This window comes from Providencia sp. PROV122 (assembly GCF_028482365.1).
In the GTDB taxonomy this organism is placed as follows: Bacteria; Pseudomonadota; Gammaproteobacteria; order Enterobacterales; family Enterobacteriaceae; genus Providencia; species Providencia stuartii.
On sequence record NZ_JAMPQI010000007.1, the window covers coordinates 65901 to 85560 of the forward strand.

Sequence of the window (19660 nt, forward strand, 5' to 3'; positions counted from 1 at the left end):
CTTCGGCAGATGCCTAGGAGGGGGAGCCCTCCTTTTTTTCGTCTTTTGATCAGCGTATTCGTGGCGATAGCAAAGGTGACGCTGTTTCAGTGAGCATCAAACTTTGATACATCAAGACACCTAACAGAATAAAAATTAACCCTGTACACAAATAAAGGAGCGCGCGCCAGTAAGGCGAAAAAGAGATCCCCTGAGTTTTGGTCAGCCGCATTGCGTGATGACGCATAAAATAGACAAACAAAGCAATAAGGCTGATGGTGAATGCGGTTCCCATTGCCATGGCTAGTGCAGCGAAGATCCCCCACGTATACACCCCAATCACATAAGAAAAAAGCAATACCAATAATGCACCGGAGCAAGGTCGCAGCCCCATAGATAGCACCAAAATGGCTTGGGTGCGTAAAGAGGCTTGTAACTGCTGACTTGAGACAACATGTTGGTGACCACACTGGCAAAGAGGAGCCATTTTAGGCGGTGTCTTGATAGCGGATATTGAGGTTGAATTTAACGGCAAAAGGCGCTGGATATGTAAGACTGATGCTGTCCGTTTATTTCTGGCTTTTCGCCATTGATGAAATGCTTTGTAGCAACATAAGGCACCCAGCAAAACAACGAAACCATAACTGAGTTTTTCGCTGTATAAGCTAACCATATTCAAGTGGCGAGTAGAGAGCTGGAAAACCACTAATACAGCTGAAACTAACACAATCGCCACGGCACCTTGTAATAAAGAAGCGAGTAGACTAAGGATAACACTTTGTTTTAAACGTGTTGGGTGGGTGGCGATATAGGTGCTAATGATCAGCTTACCATGACCTGGGCCTAGTGCATGAAGGAGCCCATATAAAAAGCTGACAGCGACTAGCAAGCTACCTGCTTGTAATGGGTCGTGCTGAGTCGATTGCAGTAATTCCGAGAGTAAAAGATTGAGCTGGCGCTGCCAAGCAACACTGGTTTGTAACCAAACTGACCAATTTTGGTAGAGATAAGCGCCGGCGGCGCAGAGAGCGATGAAAACTACGCCAACGATGATTAAGTTTAGGTGCTTGGGCTTATTATGTTGAATTACTGGCATGCAATCTTCACCTTTTGAGCAAATTGCAGCCCTAATGTGGTGTCATCTTCAGGTGTTTGATTGATATCGAGCGAGTAGGCATAAAAGCGTAACTCATCAGTGACATTAGGCTCGTTGAGCGTCACTTTACATTGGGAGTCTAGCGTGTTAGATAGAATAACCGCCTGTTGATTGGGATAGGTCATGCTGACAAAAAATGTCGGGTCATAAGTCATAAACTCGATATCCAATCCTTTTATCGGCACGGGTTGTTTTAATCGCGCAGTAAATGAAAAAATAAGCTGTAGCCCTTCACGTTGTAAGCGGTAATGGCTTGGTATCGCTTGAAAAGCTATTTTTTTACCTTGTGAATAAAAGTCGGTGAAATAGTCCTGAGCAAGAATATTTGCCATTAATGTTGCCGCTTGCGTTTTCCATTGAATGTCATCTTCTTGGCTATTTTTTAACTCATAAGCAATATCCGCAGAGGTCATTGGATCCATCTTCCACGTGAATGTCAGGCCGATAACTTGCTGTTGGTTGATTTCGGGTATGACCTGCATATCGATAAAGCTATGGGGGTGAGCAAAACTCTTGAAAGAAAAGACTAAACACAAACTGAGGAATAACACATTGAATTTCATAAGCGGTACATTTCAACGAGTAAGTCAAATAGGCGAAAAATGTTATAACATAACTTAATTTCAATGTGAAATAAATTTATGGTGCAACTTACTATCGAGAGGGCATTGTAATATTCAATATAAAACCTTTTAACATTCAGGGTTTTTTATTCACAAAATAACAGCGATAATAGTCATAATGGCTAGTGTGGGCACTATGTGGACACTGGTACATTTTATTAAATTAATCTCAATGAGTTATAAGGGTTTAAAGAACACCATGCCAGTGTTACATAATCAAATTTCAAATAAAATTCTTAAAGAGCGTATGTTGGCGGAGACTGAGCCACGTACCACGATTTCGTTTTATAAATATTTCAACATCCACGACCCAGTAGAATTTCGCAACGAGTGGTATGTGAAGTTCAAAGCACTTAATGTGTTTGGTCGTGTGTATATCGCTAAAGAAGGTATCAACGCTCAAATCAGCGTGCCATCATCAAATGTCGAAGCGTTGCGCGAACTGATTTATAGCACTAGCCCTGAACTGAATAATTTACGTCTTAACATCGCTATTGATGATGATGGTAAATCTTTCTGGGTCTTACGCATGAAAGTCCGTGATCGTGTGGTTGCGGATGGGATTACTGACGATTCATTTGATGCCTCAAAGACAGGGCAATATCTTAAAGCACATGAAGTGAATGAGATGATTGATGACCCGAATACCGTATTTGTAGATATGCGTAACCACTATGAATACGAGGTTGGTCATTTTGAAAATGCGATTGAAGTGCCTTCTGATACTTTCAGAGATCAGCTGCCAATGGCTGTAGATATGCTACAGGAACAAAAAGATAAAAATATAGTCATGTATTGTACAGGTGGGATCCGCTGCGAAAAAGCGAGTGCTTACATGCTGCATAATGGCTTTAAGAACGTATACCACGTTGAAGGCGGTATTATTGAATATGCGCGTAAAGCCAAAGAGCAAGGTTTACCGTTACGTTTTAAAGGGAAAAACTTTGTGTTTGATAACCGCATGGGGGAGCGCATTACTGATGAAGTATTGGCTCACTGCCATCAATGTGGTGAACCTTGTGACACGCATACGAACTGCCGTAATGATGGCTGCCATTTATTATTTATTCAGTGCCCTTCATGTGCAGAAAAATATGAAGGCTGCTGTAGTGTTGCCTGTACTGAGGAGATGAAACTGCCAGAAGAAGTGCAACGTGCACGTCGAGCAGGGCGTGAAGTCAGCAATAAAATATTTAATAAATCACGTCATCGCTTAAGTGATGGCCTATTAAATAACGATAATTAGTCACTCATAAAAAAAGCCCGATTAAGGGCTTTTTTTAATAGAGATATTTAAAAATATTATAAATAAAAAATAGCTCAATACGGTTTTTAACATAGACTTTGGTGACAATATGTCTTTTTTGTGAATAAACGGTGCTATTACTGATCCCCAGTTTTTTTGAAATAATATGATTCGGTGTTTCATTCATCCAACTATTAATAATGCATTGTTCTTTTAGTGTAAATATTGATGAGTTTGAATTATTAGTTAGCCTTATTGTTTTTTCTATTTGTTCCACATCATTGATCACTTTATCTAACGTAGGGATAATGATTTTCTTAGACATAATAAAATAATTATCTTTAAGTAATAGTGGCTTATCAGATATTGGATAAGGGGCATTAATGTAGATATAGAATCTAATCTCATTTGATGTGCTTAATAGCTTTTTTAAAGTTAAACAGTAATTGGAATGGTGACAATAATAAGTTAAATTCACGAGTATGATATTGGGTTTACTATTGTTAATACAATGAATAGCTTCATCAATACATCCTACACTAATAAACTCAAGTTTTTTATTTGAAGATAAGTATTCAGTAATACCAATTCGAGTATAATAACATTCATCAATAATGAGTATTCTCATAAGGAACATCCTTGTTCGAAAGAGGATTACAATAAATTGGAATGGATATTAAAGTCAATAAACTAGTGATAAAAAATAATTAATTTAGTTTGTTTTTGCAATTAATATAAAAATAACTATTATTATTTTTATATTATGAATATTAATTATTAGAAGTATAAAAATTTAATATACTAAAAAGATATGAATTATTGATGGTGTTAATGGATATTTGGTTATTACCAAATATCCATTATTTTCACTAGTGCGTTTTAAAGTCAGGCTCTACATAATCACCGGACTCTATTTTATCAATACCGGCTTGTAGAATATCAATAAGTTGTCTGGCTACATCGGTTGTTAACCACATTGTTTTATCAACAATGGCGTTCTCACTGTTTTCACTTTTTTCTGGGAGATAATGCAAACGCAACATCATTGCATCATAGGCATCAACAGTACTGATGTCCCAGCCAACAACAGGGTGAGTCTGAATCACTTCATTTTTTCTATTCATAAACACCTCCTAATCATACTGCGTGATAAATATATATCGATAACTGACTAAGAGCGAAAAACTCATAACGAGTATCAATCAGTATAAGGGGATTTTGCCAATTGAAAAGAAAAATACGCTTTTTTTTGCATCCAAATGACAGATTATGCAAAAAAGTGACAAAAAAGGGAAAAGGACTAACGGGAAGTGATGAGCTTCCCGTCGATATGACTAGTCAACAACGCGTACAGACCAGCGAGCATCCTCACCTGCAAGGAAAGGGATCAGTGCATCATGGCCGCACTCAATGGATGAGGTGGTTATATTTTCTTCTTTAGTTAACTGAATAAAGCCATCATTAACAGGTAAATTATAGAACTTAGGACCATTTAATGAGCAGAAGGCTTCAAAATGAGCAAGTGCGCCGAGTTCTTCAAAAACTGTTGCATAAGCTGCAAGTGCTGTTGGAGCATTAAAAACCCCAGCGCAGCCACAGGAGGACTCTTTACGATGTTGAACATGAGGTGCTGTATCCGTTCCTAAGAAGAAACGATCACTGCCTGAAGCAACGGCTGCACGCAATGCTTCTTGGTGAACATTGCGTTTTAGAATAGGCAGGCAGTACAAATGTGGGCGCACACCGCCAACTAACATGTGATTGCGATTAAACATTAAATGTTGTGGTGTTAATGTAGCTGCTAGATAGTCATCGCCCCCTAGTACATATTGGGCAGCTTCTTTAGTGGTGATGTGCTCAAAAACCACCTTTAATTTAGGGAATGTTTTTCTAAGAGGTTCCATGACTTGCTCAATAAAACGAGCTTCGCGATCAAAGATATCAATCTCACTGGATGTGACTTCCCCATGGATCAATAATGGCATTCCTGCTTGCTCCATTGCCTCAAGTACAGAGTAGATATTTTTTATATCAGAGACTCCGTGGCTTGAATTGGTTGTTGCATTGGCAGGGTACAGTTTACAAGCAGTAAATACCCCTTCATGAAAGCCGCGTATTAGTTCATCAGCATTCGTGGTGTCAGTTAAATAACACGTCATTAAGGGCGTAAAGCGATCACCTTCAGGAACTGCTTGAATAATACGTTCACGATATGCTTTAGCCATCTCTATTGTCGTGACAGGGGGAACGAGATTTGGCATGACAATGGCGCGACCGAAGAATTGACTGGTATAAGGCACAACAGTTTTTAGCATATCACCATCGCGAAAATGAACATGCCAATCATCTGGGCGGCGGATCGTTAAAGTTGTTGCAGTTGTCATGAAACCGGCTCCGTAAAGGGTAAATAGAGTAATGAGCGAAATGCTCAAGCCGGAGCAGAATGATAAAACGAAAACGATAAAATAGCTATGTTAATTCACAATTATCTTGAAAAAGAATGGTTTTATGATAGGACAGAACAAATATAAATTTAAGATAAGGTTGGGTGAATTAAGATGAATTAAATAAGAAGAGATTGGCTCCTCCAGCTGGACTCGAACCAGCGACATACGGATTAACAGTCCGCCGTTCTACCGACTGAACTATGGAGGAACGCCTTAAAGCGAGAGGAATATTAGCGTTACTGATTCTAAAAGTCAAAGAAGAAACAGCAATAAAAGTTCGATTGCTTGTTATGTGATCGAATTGCTGTAACTTTCATCGAATAAGGGATCTGACAGGTGTTAAAAATAAACTGATCGCTATAATTGTGGTATTTGCGATGAATGGTCATTGCTATTTTTGTGGCTTGGTTTGCATATTTTAGTATGGATAACTGATTTAATAATAGTAGGCACGTTATCTTAACGTACGATAAAACTAAAAATGGAATAGAACAAGGAGGAGCATGTGCCAAAGGATACTACGGTCATTGAGGTACAGTTTGACCGATATGATATTCAACAAATTTGTGGTGATGACATTATAAGGATCATAGCATCAAATAAGGTTTTATATTGTTATAGCTCTCAATTTCCCCAAATACTTCCCAAATTAGACAGTATCAAAAAAAATGAAAAATTAAAGGTTTGTGTTAGTCAACTCGATAGTGGTGATTATTGGTTATATTGGTTAATCGCTGAAAATGGATGTGAATTGACGACTGATTACGAGCGAGGAGAGGGAGATTTTGTATTTATCTTTAATTTTTTTGTGCTAATTATCATGGCGATCCTGATAATGATTATAAAAGCAGATATATTCCTATCAGGAATAGCATTTATTCTGATGGCAATTGTTTACATAGGTTTGATTTATGGGGTAAAAGGATTGTGGATAATGTTATGTTCTCCTTTTAATTCGGCGATTCTAAATTTACAAAAAGAAAAGGGACAAAGTGAAACTGGAATATTCAATAAAAAAGCCTATTTCTATATGTTTTTTCTGTTAAGAAAGATAATTAATAAATTGAGTTTCACTGAGCATTATTATATAGAAAGTAATCCTGATATAAATATTAATCGTATAAAAAAATTAGGTTTGCATGTTAGTCATTTTGAAGTTGAGGAAAAGGAAACTACTAATAAGAATGTACATATAAGTAACTATGTTGCTGATAAAAGGGTAGAAATTGATGTATCCAATAATTACCATTATATTCACAGTAAGGGCAATATTTACTATTGTGGTACTCATGAACGAAGAAAGGAAAATAGTATCTTTATGAGGAGCCAAGCGCCATTTATTGTTGCAAAAGGGGATGATGTTGAGATTATCCATGATGAGAAAAAAGCGGTGATTGGTCTCATTAATAATACGAGTCAATCAGCTTACCTATTTACTTCAATATATTTTTTTTCTTCAAAAGATATAGCGTAATGTTTTCATTAAAATTCGCCATTCTCTTTGGTTTCACTATGACATTCTCACTAATGCCTTTTTCTTTTTCCCTTGCTCCTGAACTTATAGCTAATCTACATATTCTGCTGTTATTCTTAGGGCTCAACTTGGCACTTTTTGTGCTCTATTTTTTACTAAGAATGGTTTATGTGAAATATGCTAACAATGACCGTTATGAAATCACTCAGCAATATTTACAAAATCGAGTGTTAGAAATGAATAAAAAGCACTTGACCATTATTGATTTCTTAGATCTCTCATAACGTTTTAGGCAAACCATAGAGAAGGGAAATAAAGAGTTATTAGCTAACGAACGCGATTTATTCAAATAATGTTAGAACAAGTCTGCATAACGAAAAAGCCCGCTAAAAAGCGGGCTTTCAAAATTTGGCTCCTCCAGCTGGACTTGAACCAGCGACATACGGATTAACAGTCCGCCGTTCTACCGACTGAACTATGGAGGAATTGCTGTGTTCCTGAGAACGAGGCGCATATTACCCATCCTGTTCATGCTTGTAAAGTATAAATATGAAAAAAAATGCCAAGTGATTGCTAAGTGAGCAATGCGGTGGTTATGTCGGCGAAAAACATTACCTATAGATATCATACCTAAGAACGATAGTCATAAAGTAAAACTATATTTAACGTTAATGATACAATAAATTAACAATATGGTGATGTGATGAAAAAAACACTGCTAGCAATTGCATTAAGTTCCGTGATGTCGGGTGTGGCATTGGGGGAAGTCGATGATAGGCCTAATGTTCTGATCATCATTGCCGACGATATGGGGTATTCGGACATTAGCCCTTTTGGAGGGGAAATCCCAACACCAAATTTGCAAAAAATGGCTGAGCAAGGTGTCAGGATGAGCCAGTATTACACTTCGCCGATGTCTGCTCCTGCACGCTCAATGTTAATGACTGGAGCCACAAACCAACAAGCGGGAATGGGAGGGATGTGGTGGTATGAAAATACGGTCGGCAAGCCAGGTTATGAATTACGCTTAACGGATAGAGTGGTAACCATGGCTGAACGCTTCCAAGATGCGGGTTATAACACGTTGATGTCAGGCAAATGGCATTTAGGTTATACCAAAGGTGCGAGGCCAACAGACCGAGGTTTTAATCAAGCATTTGCTTTTATGGGAGGAGGAACCAGTCATTTTGATGATGCTAAACCGCTTGGAACGGTTGAAAGTTTCCATACGTATTATACGTTAAATGGCGAGAAAGTTTCGTTGCCGAGCGATTTTTATTCAAGTAAAAACTATGCGCAGCAATTGGAACAGTGGATTAAACAGACTCCGAGTGATCAACCAATATTTGCTTACCTCGCTTTCACCGCACCTCATGATCCTATCCAAGCGCCTGATGACTGGATCCGTAAATTTGACGGAAAATATGACGAAGGATTTGGCAAAATTTATCGGCAAAGAATAAATCGCTTGAAAGAATTAGGGATTATTAACGATAAAACACCGATGCCGAAATTAAATTTGGATAAGGAATGGGAACAATTAACCCCTGAAGAAAAGCGCTATGCAGCTAAAACGATGCAAGTATATGCTGCAATGATTGCCTATATGGACGATCAGATTGGTGGCGTTATTAATACGCTAAAAGAGACGGGGAGAGATAAAAATACGATTATTATTTTTGCGACAGATAATGGTGCAAACCCTGCATCCGGTTTTTATTATGAGTCAGACCCTGAATATTGGAAACAGTTTGATAATAGCTATGAAAATCTTGGGCGTAAGAATTCGTTTGTCTCTGTGGGGCCTCAATGGGCGAATGTCAGTAATGCACCTTATGCCAATTACCATAAAACGACCAGTGCTCAAGGGGGGATCAATACCGATTTAATTATCACTGGGCCGGGTATTGGTAAGGCGGGGAGTATAGATAAAACACCGATGGCGGTTTACGATATTGCCCCAACGCTATATGAATTTGCTGGTATTGATGCTAATAAGCAGATCAAAAATATCCATCCATTACCGATGTTAGGTACGAGCTTTAAATCCCATTTCCTTGGCAAATCGACTGTTAATCCACGGCAGCTATTTGGTGTCGAATTACATAATCAAGCGGCGTTAGTCGAAGGCGATTGGAAATTAAGGCGTTTAGTGAAAGCCTCTCCAAAAGCAGAAATGGCTCCTTGGCAACTTTTCAATTTAAAAGAAGATCCACTTGAAACCCGTGATTTAGCGGCAAAACACCCTGAAATTGTGCAAAAGCTGCAAAAGAAATACGAACAATTTGCCAAGACCGGCATGATTATTGAAGCGAAAGGAGAGGCTATCGATTACATCGGTGTCGATGAGTCTACAGGGAACTATATCGGCATAGATCCGAAGACAAATAAGCGTATTGAGCCTGCAAAGGTGAAATGATGGGAGGTTAATATGAAAATTTCTTTTTATGATCCTCCCAGATTGCAGGGGAAATCATTAAAATCAGCAATTCCTTTTCATATTTTATTAAAGCCTGTTGGTTCGGGATGTAATTTAAAGTGTGATTATTGTTATTACCCCCAGCATAATGAGCAGAAAGCGGCGCCAATGCTCAAAGCCATGTTGGAGCCATTTATTAAAAATTATATAGCTGCCCAGCCGGCTTACACCAAAGAGATCAATTTTGTCTGGCAAGGTGGAGAGCCATTATTAGCGGGGTTAGATTTTTATAAGCGCGCGATTGCGTTACAGCAAAAATATGCGCCTCACGGAGTGCGTATTATTAACACGTTGCAAACGAATGCGACGTTATTAACGCCTTCTTGGTGCCGTTTTTTGAAACAACATGATTTTGTTATTGGCGTGAGCCTTGATGGCCCCGAATCTATCCATGATCAATACCGTCATGATAGAAGGGGAAATAGTGGCAGCTATGCCTCCGTAATAAAAGGGATCGCACTACTGCAACAGTTTGACATTGAATTCAATATATTGACGGTGGTACACGATGGTGTCGCTCATTTAGGCAAAGAGATTTACCTTCATTTTGTACAACTTGGTATTCGCTATATTCAATTTCAACCCCTTATGCTGGAGGGGGATGCTATCCATCAAGGATTCACGCTCAGTGCGAATAATTGGGGGCTATTTTTAAGCTCAGTGTATCAACAGTGGCAAGCGTCAGGGCATATCGGGCGTGTTTTTGTGATGAACATTGAACAGGTATATAGCCAATACTTTACTCAGGTGAGCAGTACTTGTGTTCATTCAGAACGCTGTGGCACGAATATGATGATGGAAACTCAAGGCGAGATTTACGCTTGCGATCATCAAGCAAATCAAAGTCACTATCTTGGTCAATTTAATGGGCAGCAAGGATTTAGTGATTTTGTTGAGGCATCTATCTCGTTGCCTTTTGGGCAAAATAAGAGTCGACGCAAAGAGTGCCAACAATGCTCGGTTAAAATGGTTTGCCAAGGCGGTTGCCCGGCTCATTTGAATCAATTTGGACGTAACCAATTGTGCGAAGGCTACTTTGCCTTTTTTAGTTTGGTGCTAGCGCCGATAAGGCAATATCAGCGAAATGCGCAGGGGGTTCAGCATTGGCGTAATGCATTCTTAAAAAATGCGGTTGCTTAAATAGCAAAAGCCCGCTATAAAGCGGGCTTTCAAAATTTGGCTCCTCCAGCTGGACTTGAACCAGCGACATACGGATTAACAGTCCGCCGTTCTACCGACTGAACTATGGAGGAATTGTTGTGTTCCTGAGAACGAGGCGAATATTAACGGTATCGCCTCAGACTGTCAACGATAAAAACACAAAAATAATCTGTTTGATTACTGACTGTGCATTATGGTTGATTTTCATACTAGCTTATTGATATTGCGCTTTATTCTGAGTCATTAAAGGGGCCTTTGCCTGTGATGGGATCTCAGGATAGGCAATATGATAAATATCATAAAATGAAAGCATCCCTTTAAGTTCTAGCAAACGGGTTATTTCTTGCTTAATTGCATGATTGACTTCATTTGAATCAAGTATCTTTTGAATTGATGCATCAGAAACTTGCTCGGTAACAAACCACTCGCCATTATAACAAACACGCAGGTCGAGCACGCCAATATCTTCAAAACGGTAAACAGGTTTAATATCAAATAATAAGACAGCCGCTAAAATAACAAATAGTGCGGTAAAACCTAGCATCCAATACAGACCAAAATAAGGGGCATATAAAACCAAAATTGCTAATGGAATATAGGCCGCGACCATACCGATACACAGGTAAGGATGATTTGCGATGAATTGACTGTTGAAGTAAGGTTTGCCATCGCGTTTTTCTTTTTTATTGATGGTGTCTAAATCTTCAATAAGTATTTTTTTGATGATATCCATAATGTGATAGCTCTCTGTAAAGGCATCTATACCTTGAAGAGTATCATGCGTAAGTTGAATTGTTATATATCAGTTGTAAAAAATTTTGAGTGTAATTGTCACTGTATAAGAATAATCTCACTGACAAATGGGATATTTGTTCAATAAATCTTTTAATCTATCAACAAAATGCGAAAAAATTTGTTCGGTTAACCGCGTGAAAAGTGACGTAACTTAAAAAACAGCATTTTTTTAGGGGTAATCTATATAAAATAGTTGCTATTATCCTTAACTCATGAGTTAATGAGTCTCGGCCTGTTTAGCAGTCCTATTTGATGTACGATTACTGAGTTTGTGTTCTAAAGAAGAAAGTTATCCCAGATAGCCTTTGACCGTGACGCTTCATCTTGGTTTTTTCCTGATTAAATAGTTGACTCTGGCCCATATATGCCGAAAAGGCAAGTTTTTTTGATGTTATATAGGAAAAGTCAAATGTCCGACAAAATGAAAGGTCAAGTTAAGTGGTTCAACGAGTCTAAAGGCTTCGGTTTCATCACTCCTGCTGATGGTAGCAAAGACGTTTTCGTTCACTTCTCTGCCATTCAGGGCGCTGGTTTCAAAACTCTGGCAGAAGGCCAGCAAGTTGAATTCACCATTGAAAATGGTGCGAAAGGCCCAGCAGCTGCTAACGTAACTGCAATCTAAGCTTAATTGCTTAACTGATTTTCTAAAGCCCGTCATTTTTAATGACGGGCTTTTTCATACCCGCTAAACTAGGCTTCAGAGGATTTTTTTTACTGGAGACCGCCATCAATGAAAATTCATGATCGTGTTTATGTTAAAACAGACGGACAGAGTCGTCGTGAAGGGAAGATATTGTTAATTGAGCCTTTTAATGAAGGTACAATGTATTTAGTTTCCTTGCCAGAGTACCCGGGCGGTATTTGGTTTTTTAACGAAAAAGAGGGTGGTGAAGGCGTATTTGTCAGCCCTATTGAAAGTTAAATTTGTTAAATATTTTTTTAAAGCTTTACTTCATAAATGACGCAATCTATACTTCTTGCAAATTTTCTTAGGAGATAATTACTTGGACAGTCAGAGTTGTAACACAAACACTAAATTTATTGGCAAGTAATTAATTACCTTTCTATTTAACTGCTTGCCACCATGGCGGGCAGTATCGAGCGTAAATGCATGCGATACTCCTTAATATAAAGTGATGAGCTATCAATAGCTTATTGTTATTTTGTGAGTAAAAATCATGAAGCTCTATTTCTATTCATTATTTCCTCCGGGTATATGCCTATAACGTCTGAATAATTATTTTATTATTCACTTTAAGGCTATATGGAATTTATTTTCCATATTTTCATCTACCCAAAATAATTTGAGATGCAGTGAAGCAGCAAGAGAATACATTGCCAGAGGTATAGCTAATGATGCCTCTGCGGTGAATAAATATTGTTAAAAACACTGCGGCTTGAAATATGACTGATATATCCAAATTATTTTTGGAGGAACAATCATGTTATTTACTCCTGATATTTTCAATTTAGTTTCTGCAATGTGCCTAGGAGCATTAATCGGCGCTGAGCGTCAATGGCGTCAACGTATGGCAGGGCTACGCACTAATGCCTTAGTTGCAACTGGGGCGGCTGTATTTATTTTAAGCTCAGTGACAACTTCACCTGATAGCCCCGGACGAATTGCGGCACAAGTCGTGTCAGGGATCGGTTTTCTTGGCGCTGGTGTCATTATGCGTGAAGGAATGAATATCCGTGGTTTGAATACGGCGGCAACCCTTTGGTGCTCAGCGGGGATTGGTGTGTTATGTGGACTTGGCCAATATTCTTTAGCGACCATGGCAACCATGCTTATCTTGTGCGCCAATATCTTACTGCGAGAGGCAGCACAACGTATTAACAAACAGCCACAGCAGCAGGCGATTGATATAGCGCAGCGCTATAAGATCCGCGTGATGTGCCATCAAGAAGACGAAATCTTAGTGAGAACTTTAATTTTACAGGCCATCAATGGGTTAAATATTCGTCTACAGTCATTAAGCAGTGCCGATACATTGAAACCTGAACAGTTAGAGGTGCTCGCGGAGTTTTTAGCGACGCCAGCGGAACAGAAAGAAATTGAAGCGCTAGTGTGTCGGATCAGTCTTGAACAGAGTGTTAGCGCAATCAATTGGAAAGTCGCATCAGAGCTGCCAGCCTGAATGCCAGATCATCATTAACAAAAGGAGCCGCAATGGACGATCACCCTCCGTCATGGAGCCAATACAGGAGCTATCTAACTATGAATAAATAATTTATTTTCAGTTAGATAGCGTTTTAAGCCGCACGCAAAGTGCCTAGTAGAGATAAACGTTATGACTGAAATCAGGCATCAACACAGAACTGGCAAAAATGCCAAAGTGACTGGACGCCAAAAATTTATTGTTGGCGAACAAGCAAACAAAACAGTAGAGCAAGTGCTGAATGCGTATCAAACTCATTTACTTGGTTTATCCGAGAATGAAGCACTCGACCGATTAGTCTCTGTGGGGGAAAATGAAGTCGCTCATGAAAAGGCCCCTCCAGCATGGAAACAGCTACTCTCTTCATTTAAGAACCCCTTTATTTTTGTTTTAATGACGTTGGCTGTAGTGAGTTTTTTCACCGATTACCTGATCCCAGAACGACACGGTGAAGAGACTGATTTAACGGGCGTGATTATTATTGTCACGATGGTTTTGCTAAGCGGATTATTGCGATTTTGGCAGGAGTATCGAACTAATAAGGCCGCGGAGGCGTTAAAGTCACTTGTTCGTACGACAGCAACCGTATTTCGTCGTGATAACCAAACAGGGCGCTCAGTCCGTAAAGAAATTCCAATAAAGTGTTTAGTGCCGGGAGATATTGTACTGTTATCGGCAGGGGATATGGTTCCAGCAGATCTCAAACTCGTTGAGTCTCGCGACCTCTTTATCAGTCAGGCCATATTAACAGGGGAATCAATTCCTGTAGAGAAATATGACACTTTGGGGGATGTTAGTGCTAAAAGTCTTGAAACGGTTTCACCAACGGAAAATGAATTATTGGAGATTTCCAATATTTGTTTAATGGGAACCAATGTTACCAGTGGGGCAGCAAGAGGTATTGTGGTTGCCACAGGGGCAAAAACTTACCTTGGCTCATTAGCAAAATCAATCGTAGGAACCCGTGCACAAACTGCATTTGATCGTGGAGTCAGTAGTGTGAGTTGGTTACTTATTCGCTTTATGTTGGTGATGGTTCCGATTGTTTTGTTGATTAACGGTTTTACAAAAGGCGATTGGTTTGAAGCGACACTATTCTCTCTTGCTGTTGCAGTCGGCCTCACACCTGAAATGCTGCCTATGATTGTTAGCTCTAATTTAGCCAAGGGGGCGATCGCCATGTCTAAACACAAGGTGATTGTTAAAAGGCTTAATGCGATTCAAAATTTTGGGGCAATGGATGTCCTTTGTACAGATAAAACAGGCACGTTAACGCAAGATAAGATCATATTAGAGCATTATTTAGATAGTGCAGGGCAGAAAGATAACCAAATCCTTCAGCTCGCGTGGTTAAATAGTTTTAATCAAAGCGGCACGAAAAATATGATGGATCAGGCAATTATTCGCCGAGGAAGAGGGAAACAGGAGATTGAACAGTTACGTGCTTATCAAAAAATCGATGAGTTACCGTTTGATTTTATTCGTCGTAAACTTTCTGTCACGGTAAAAATAGCGGAAGGTGAGGCTCTGTTGATATGCAAAGGTGCGGCGGAAGAGATGCTAGCGGTATGCACAAGCTATCAGCAAAATGGTCAATCGCTCTTATTAGATTCACAAGCTAGGAAGCAAATCAGTGAGTTAGTGAGTGACTATAATCGTCAAGGTTTTCGCGTTTTATTACTTGCAACTCGTCACTTAAATGAAGATGAGGCTTGTTTACCTCTTTCAGCCCAAGCTGAGCAGCAGCTTGAATTACGTGGTATTTTGACATTCCTCGACCCTGCAAAAGAAAGTGCAATTTCAGCAATTGCCGCATTGCGAGACAATGGGGTAACCGTAAAAGTATTAACAGGTGACAATGCCATCATTACGGAAAAAATTTGCCGTGACGTTGGGATAAGTATTAGTGAAATTATGACTAGCCTTGAAGTCGAGGCAATGACCGATGAGGCGTTAAAACAAAAAGTAGAGCAGGTATCGGTATTCTGTAAATTAACACCTTTACAAAAATCCAAAATTTTAAAATTACTACAGGCGAATGGCCATACAGTAGGTTTTTTAGGTGATGGCATTAACGATGCGCCCGCACTTCGTGATGCGGATGTCGGAATTTCTGTTGATACAGGTAGCGATATTGCGAAAGAATCCGCTGATATTATTCTGCTAGAAAAGGATTTAATGGTTCTTGAGCAGGGCGTAATTAAAGGAAGGGAAACGTTCGGCAATATCATTAAATATTTGAATATGACTGCGAGTTCCAATTTTGGAAATGTCTTCTCAGTATTGATTGCAAGTGCATTTATTCCTTTTTTGCCGATGCTAGCCATCCACCTGTTAGTGCAAAATTTATTGTATGATATTTCCCAGTTGGCTTTACCTTGGGACAAAATGGATAAAGAGTTTTTAAAACGTCCCCGTAAATGGGATGCAAAAAACATTGGCCGTTTTATGGTTTGGATTGGGCCAACATCATCCATATTTGATATCACTACATTTGCACTGATGTGGTATGTATTTCAGGCCAATACGGTTGCTCATGAAGCATTATTCCAATCAGGCTGGTTTGTCGAGGGATTATTATCACAAACATTAGTCGTTCATATGTTACGGACTCAAAAGATCCCATTTATCCAAAGTACAGCAGCATTACCTGTATTATTAACCACCGGGTTTATTATGGTACTAGGTTTATATATTCCATTCTCGCCATTTGGTGAAATGATTGGATTACAGCCATTACCAATTGAATATTTCCCTTGGCTGGTGTTAACTCTAGTCAGTTATTGTATTGTCGCTCAGTTAATGAAACAGTTTTATATTAAACGGTTTGGTAATTGGCTGTAATATAAGGGGCATAATAAAGCAGTAAAGTGATATAAGATTACTTTACTGCTTTTATTTATCAAACAAAAATTAATGGTTGTTGCTTGGACTTCTCGATAACAATATTATTGATGAGGGTTGCCGTATCTTCTCTGATCTTGCTTAATGAGATATTCGGGTAATAGTGTGAGAAAATATAATCACTAATTGTGTTTAAACATAGTTCTTTAATTTGGCCTCTCACTAGGCTATTTCCGTCCGAGAACTCTTTTGCGAGAGTGTGTAGCTTGCTTTCTAGCTCTTTGACAGAGATAACGGCTCCCTTAATTGAGGGTTGAGCTAGCGTATCAAAGTCGACACCAAGGTATATGCCATGAGACTGCTCTATCTGTGAAAATATTTTGGCTTTATCCGCTTTAGTAATAATATTTTCTTTTTTATCGTTAACTTGGTTTTTTGTTAAAATTTGACTGTTTATTTTATCTATTTCTTTGTTAATAATTGAGCAAACATAGGTTTTTTGTTCTTGCAAGATAAATTCATCAACAATCTTTTCATAAATCTTCGATTTTTCTTTTTGATTAAAAAACGGAAGCTTCCCACGTGTCAAACTCGATAGGGTATCTTGGAAAGATGCTGAGATGGAATGATTCACGCTATCATGAATATGATTAATATCAAATTCTAATGTTTTCTTTAATTCAAAAGGGGTGTTTTTAATATAGTTTATTTTAGGTGCTATTTGAGGGGTAACTTTTAATTCATTATTATCTGACTCTACAGTGACAATAAACTTATCTTTACTGTTAATTTTTCTTAAAAAGGTATCACTTTCGTAGGCTTTAGTGGGTGTGGATGTTAGATAAAATTTCATATTTTCCCCTTTTGAATAATCTCTATTTAAAAGAACCTTAAATCTAATCATTACGTGGTTATTTAGATTACGATTAAAATGAATCTTAATAGGTTAGTTTCGTATTATCTAAAATAGCGTCTAATAGCCACACAATGACTGTTTTTTCCGTATAATTTATAGTAGGTAAATAGAGATGAAATTACTTTCAAAAAACAATAATACCTTTCGTGGATGTCATCGATTGGAAGATATGAAGAGATTCGCTATGAGTGATGGAGCCAAGGATTAATGGCTCCATATTTTCAAAGATATCTGATTATTGCAGACCTAATACAGATTTCATTTGTTTCAGTGCATCAATACCTTGTTGGCAAGCTTTATCTTGCTGATCTTTAGGTAATGCTGCAATTTGCTTTTTACCTTCTTCCAGCTGGCCTTTCATTGAGTCCAGTTGAGTTTTTGCTTGTGGATCTTCAGAAGCTTTAGCGATTAAACCATCCACTTCAGCAAAATATGCGTTACAAGTCTCAGTTGCACCTGCAACTACTTCTGCTTTTTTCTCTTCTTCAGAGCAAGCAGTGATAGTCAATGCCATTAAACCCATACCGCAAGCTAAAATTAACTTTTTCATAATCAACCTTAAAATTATTTGTTATTGAAGTAGCAAAATCGAGTATATAAGAGATTGCTGCAATATCAAACGTGACAAATCCTAAAAAATAACTCGACAAATCGTTTATAAGTTAATCAAAAATAAATATTTTTATCGTTATAAATTTACTATTTGGTTTTTTAGTCTAAATAATACGAGTTATTCATTAAATAAGGCTTGGAATAAGAACAATGAAAATGTGTTATTGAAAGTACGATATGTGTACCTGCTCCACTTGTTGGATATTGAGAGCCGTTAGAACAGTTGCCGCGAGTCGCTTGTTTTTCATTCAGATAATGCAAAGTGCCATTTCATCACTTACCAAGAAAGTTATCCACAGATTGAAGGGGGTTTTACCCACAGAAAATGTGGATGGCGTGACATTTTCTATGATGCTTTTTTCATCGTTCGATGAACTCACGATCCTTTTCTATGAGTAAGTACGTAGAGGAATATACTTACTGTATATCATTAAGTTACTGGTTTTCTGGAAGAACATTAAGTAAGTTCTATAAACCTAATAGACTTTTTTGCTATAAACTATAACTATTTTGCATATAATCAGAAAATAAATTCATATGTGTAATTGTCATATAAATGTAAAAAATAATTTACATCTTAGTGTTTATAGTAGCTTATGGACTATTTAAAAAATAAACAACTACGGCATAAATAGTTAAATTTTAGTTATGCTAAGTGATTTGCGTCACACTTTTGCTATTTTAGCGTCAATTTATCTATAGAACTGATTTTTAAATTAAATTTCCATTGAATGCACTGGTGAATATCAGTAAAGTTTCTGTCCTAGTGGTTGGTATGGTGAGCGTCTTATAAAATTTCATCGTGCTTTGATTTTATGCAAAGACAATAAAAGACTGGTTTAATAGGTTGACGCTAAATCAAATTCGTACCAAACTCTAGTCTTCGCAGAAATTCGCCAAAGAGCGATAGACGCGATAGAATGCATTTCACAGAGGGAAGTAGTGCATACGGTGTTTTTTTAGTATGAATGCTTACCTTAAGTGAAAGTAAATAGCTTGATATAGGTATATCTGTATCACTATGCAACATAGCGGATAATAATAATGCTATGGGCATAATCAGAATGTAACGTGACATGTCACGCTACAATTTTAATTTTAGACTTACACACAGGGCTTTATCATCATGTCTGCTTCTATTGTTAAGAAACGGCCTCTGAGTCGTTATATTAAAGACTTTAAACACAGCCAAACACATTGTGCACATTGTCATAAAACATTGGATCGTATCTCTCTCGTTTTTAACGATAGTATCTTGAATAAAGAAGCTATTGCTGAGATGACTGAGTTGGTCGATGAAAATACTTGGCTTGAGTTACAGGATAAATTTACTGCACTTTGTCGTTTCTGCAGCGAAATTTATTGCAATAGTAATACTGACTTCTTTGATATTATGTCATTTAAGCAGTATTTATTTTTACAGACTGAAATGAGCCATAGTACCGTTCGTGAATATGTTGTTCGTTTGCGCCGCCTAGATGAACTACTCTCATCATCAAACTTCTCAATGAAAGAGTTCACTACAAGCAAAATCCAAGAGCAATTAAGCGATAAAATGACTGAATCGGCTTTCAGTAATTATAATATTGCGCTCCGTAAATATGAGCAATATTTATACTGGGAATCAGAGAAAAATTAATCAATAGCATCAGAGCAAGTCAAGTGCTTGCTTAAAATGTTATAGTTAAAATATGTCAGGTGTCCATTTTGGGCACCTTTTTGCTTTTCCCTTTAAATAAGCCCACTTTTATTATTCAATTACCAAT

At 38.0% G+C, this 19660-nt stretch carries 18 protein-coding genes and 3 tRNA genes; 10 read left to right on the forward strand and 11 right to left on the reverse strand.

The features are described 5' to 3' along the window. Positions 1-49: 49 nt before the first annotated feature. Entirely contained in the window at positions 50-1075 is a 1026-nt protein-coding gene (locus PSE69_RS06435; RefSeq protein WP_121874514.1) for a nickel/cobalt transporter, read from the reverse strand. Beyond that, positions 1066-1698, reverse strand: coding sequence for a DUF1007 family protein (locus PSE69_RS06440; protein ID WP_121874513.1), 633 nt, complete (start codon positions 1696-1698; stop codon positions 1066-1068). Before PSE69_RS06440 ends, PSE69_RS06435 begins: the two co-directional genes overlap by 10 nt. Before the next feature lie 259 nt (positions 1699-1957). On the opposite strand from PSE69_RS06440, the gene trhO reads away from it, so the two are divergent. Continuing rightward, positions 1958-3004, forward strand: coding sequence for an oxygen-dependent tRNA uridine(34) hydroxylase TrhO (gene trhO / locus PSE69_RS06445; protein WP_014658015.1), 1047 nt, complete (start codon positions 1958-1960; stop codon positions 3002-3004). Positions 3005-3038: 34 nt separating this feature from the next. On the opposite strand, the gene PSE69_RS06450 is transcribed toward trhO, so the two are convergent. The 4 genes from PSE69_RS06450 to PSE69_RS06465 all read right to left on the reverse strand — a co-directional run bounded on the left by PSE69_RS06450 (position 3039) and on the right by PSE69_RS06465 (position 5659). After that, complete coding sequence (locus tag PSE69_RS06450) at positions 3039-3632, reverse strand: LuxR C-terminal-related transcriptional regulator (RefSeq protein WP_272675182.1); 594 nt, start codon at positions 3630-3632, stop codon at positions 3039-3041. A gap of 241 nt (positions 3633-3873) precedes the next feature. Then, positions 3874-4128, reverse strand: a complete 255-nt coding sequence (gene bssS, locus PSE69_RS06455) for a biofilm formation regulator BssS (protein ID WP_004918503.1) — start codon at positions 4126-4128, stop codon at positions 3874-3876. A gap of 210 nt (positions 4129-4338) precedes the next feature. After that, a complete protein-coding gene (gene pyrC / locus PSE69_RS06460; RefSeq protein ID WP_061064178.1) occupies positions 4339-5388 on the reverse strand; it encodes a dihydroorotase in 1050 nt (349 codons plus the stop codon). Between the two features lie 195 nt (positions 5389-5583). Further along, positions 5584-5659 (reverse strand) — tRNA-Asn (locus PSE69_RS06465). A 297-nt stretch (positions 5660-5956) separates the two neighbouring features. On the opposite strand from PSE69_RS06465, the gene PSE69_RS06470 reads away from it, so the two are divergent. Beyond that, a complete protein-coding gene (locus PSE69_RS06470; protein WP_230088982.1) occupies positions 5957-6925 on the forward strand; it encodes a hypothetical protein in 969 nt (322 codons plus the stop codon). 38 nt (positions 6926-6963) lie between these two features. After that, on the forward strand, positions 6964-7209 hold the full coding sequence (locus tag PSE69_RS06475; RefSeq protein ID WP_225829583.1) for a hypothetical protein: 246 nt from the start codon (positions 6964-6966) through the stop codon (positions 7207-7209). Between the two features lie 125 nt (positions 7210-7334). Here the strand turns inward: PSE69_RS06475 and PSE69_RS06480 are convergent. After that, positions 7335-7410 (reverse strand) — tRNA-Asn (locus PSE69_RS06480). A gap of 218 nt (positions 7411-7628) precedes the next feature. Between PSE69_RS06480 and PSE69_RS06485 the strand changes: the two genes are divergently transcribed. After that, the gene (locus PSE69_RS06485) at positions 7629-9344 is read left to right on the forward strand and encodes an arylsulfatase (protein WP_004918507.1); all 1716 of its coding nucleotides are present in this window, start codon (positions 7629-7631) and stop codon (positions 9342-9344) included. Between the two features lie 12 nt (positions 9345-9356). Beyond that, positions 9357-10544: an anaerobic sulfatase maturase gene (locus PSE69_RS06490; RefSeq protein WP_004918509.1), complete on the forward strand. Its 1188-nt coding sequence runs from the start codon at positions 9357-9359 to the stop codon at positions 10542-10544. A 37-nt stretch (positions 10545-10581) separates the two neighbouring features. Here the strand turns inward: PSE69_RS06490 and PSE69_RS06495 are convergent. Both PSE69_RS06495 and PSE69_RS06500 read right to left on the reverse strand, forming a co-directional pair. Beyond that, positions 10582-10657: transfer RNA gene (locus tag PSE69_RS06495), tRNA-Asn, on the reverse strand. A 122-nt stretch (positions 10658-10779) separates the two neighbouring features. Beyond that, entirely contained in the window at positions 10780-11298 is a 519-nt protein-coding gene (locus PSE69_RS06500) for a YlaC family protein (RefSeq protein ID WP_004918510.1), read from the reverse strand. Positions 11299-11769: 471 nt separating this feature from the next. Here PSE69_RS06500 and cspE point away from each other — a divergent pair, with 471 nt between their 5' ends. From cspE to mgtA, 4 genes are all read left to right on the forward strand, one after another. Continuing rightward, a complete protein-coding gene (gene cspE, locus PSE69_RS06505) occupies positions 11770-11982 on the forward strand; it encodes a transcription antiterminator/RNA stability regulator CspE (protein ID WP_008911725.1) in 213 nt (70 codons plus the stop codon). A 108-nt stretch (positions 11983-12090) separates the two neighbouring features. Further along, positions 12091-12282: a protein DsrB gene (dsrB, locus tag PSE69_RS06510; protein ID WP_004918512.1), complete on the forward strand. Its 192-nt coding sequence runs from the start codon at positions 12091-12093 to the stop codon at positions 12280-12282. A gap of 520 nt (positions 12283-12802) precedes the next feature. Beyond that, positions 12803-13501, forward strand: a complete 699-nt coding sequence (locus tag PSE69_RS06515; protein ID WP_004918513.1) for an MgtC family protein — start codon at positions 12803-12805, stop codon at positions 13499-13501. A gap of 153 nt (positions 13502-13654) precedes the next feature. Further along, entirely contained in the window at positions 13655-16366 is a 2712-nt protein-coding gene (gene mgtA / locus PSE69_RS06520) for a magnesium-translocating P-type ATPase (protein WP_121875274.1), read from the forward strand. A gap of 58 nt (positions 16367-16424) precedes the next feature. Here mgtA and PSE69_RS06525 read toward each other — a convergent pair whose 3' ends face one another. Both PSE69_RS06525 and PSE69_RS06530 read right to left on the reverse strand, forming a co-directional pair. Further along, entirely contained in the window at positions 16425-17219 is a 795-nt protein-coding gene (locus tag PSE69_RS06525; RefSeq protein WP_014658021.1) for a hypothetical protein, read from the reverse strand. 298 nt (positions 17220-17517) lie between these two features. Continuing rightward, positions 17518-17832 (reverse strand): DUF5339 domain-containing protein, encoded by a 315-nt coding sequence (locus PSE69_RS06530; protein WP_004918520.1) that lies wholly within the window; start codon positions 17830-17832, stop codon positions 17518-17520. Between the two features lie 1188 nt (positions 17833-19020). Here PSE69_RS06530 and fliZ point away from each other — a divergent pair. Further along, complete coding sequence (gene fliZ / locus PSE69_RS06535; RefSeq protein WP_004918523.1) at positions 19021-19533, forward strand: flagella biosynthesis regulatory protein FliZ; 513 nt, start codon at positions 19021-19023, stop codon at positions 19531-19533. Positions 19534-19660: the final 127 nt, after the last annotated feature.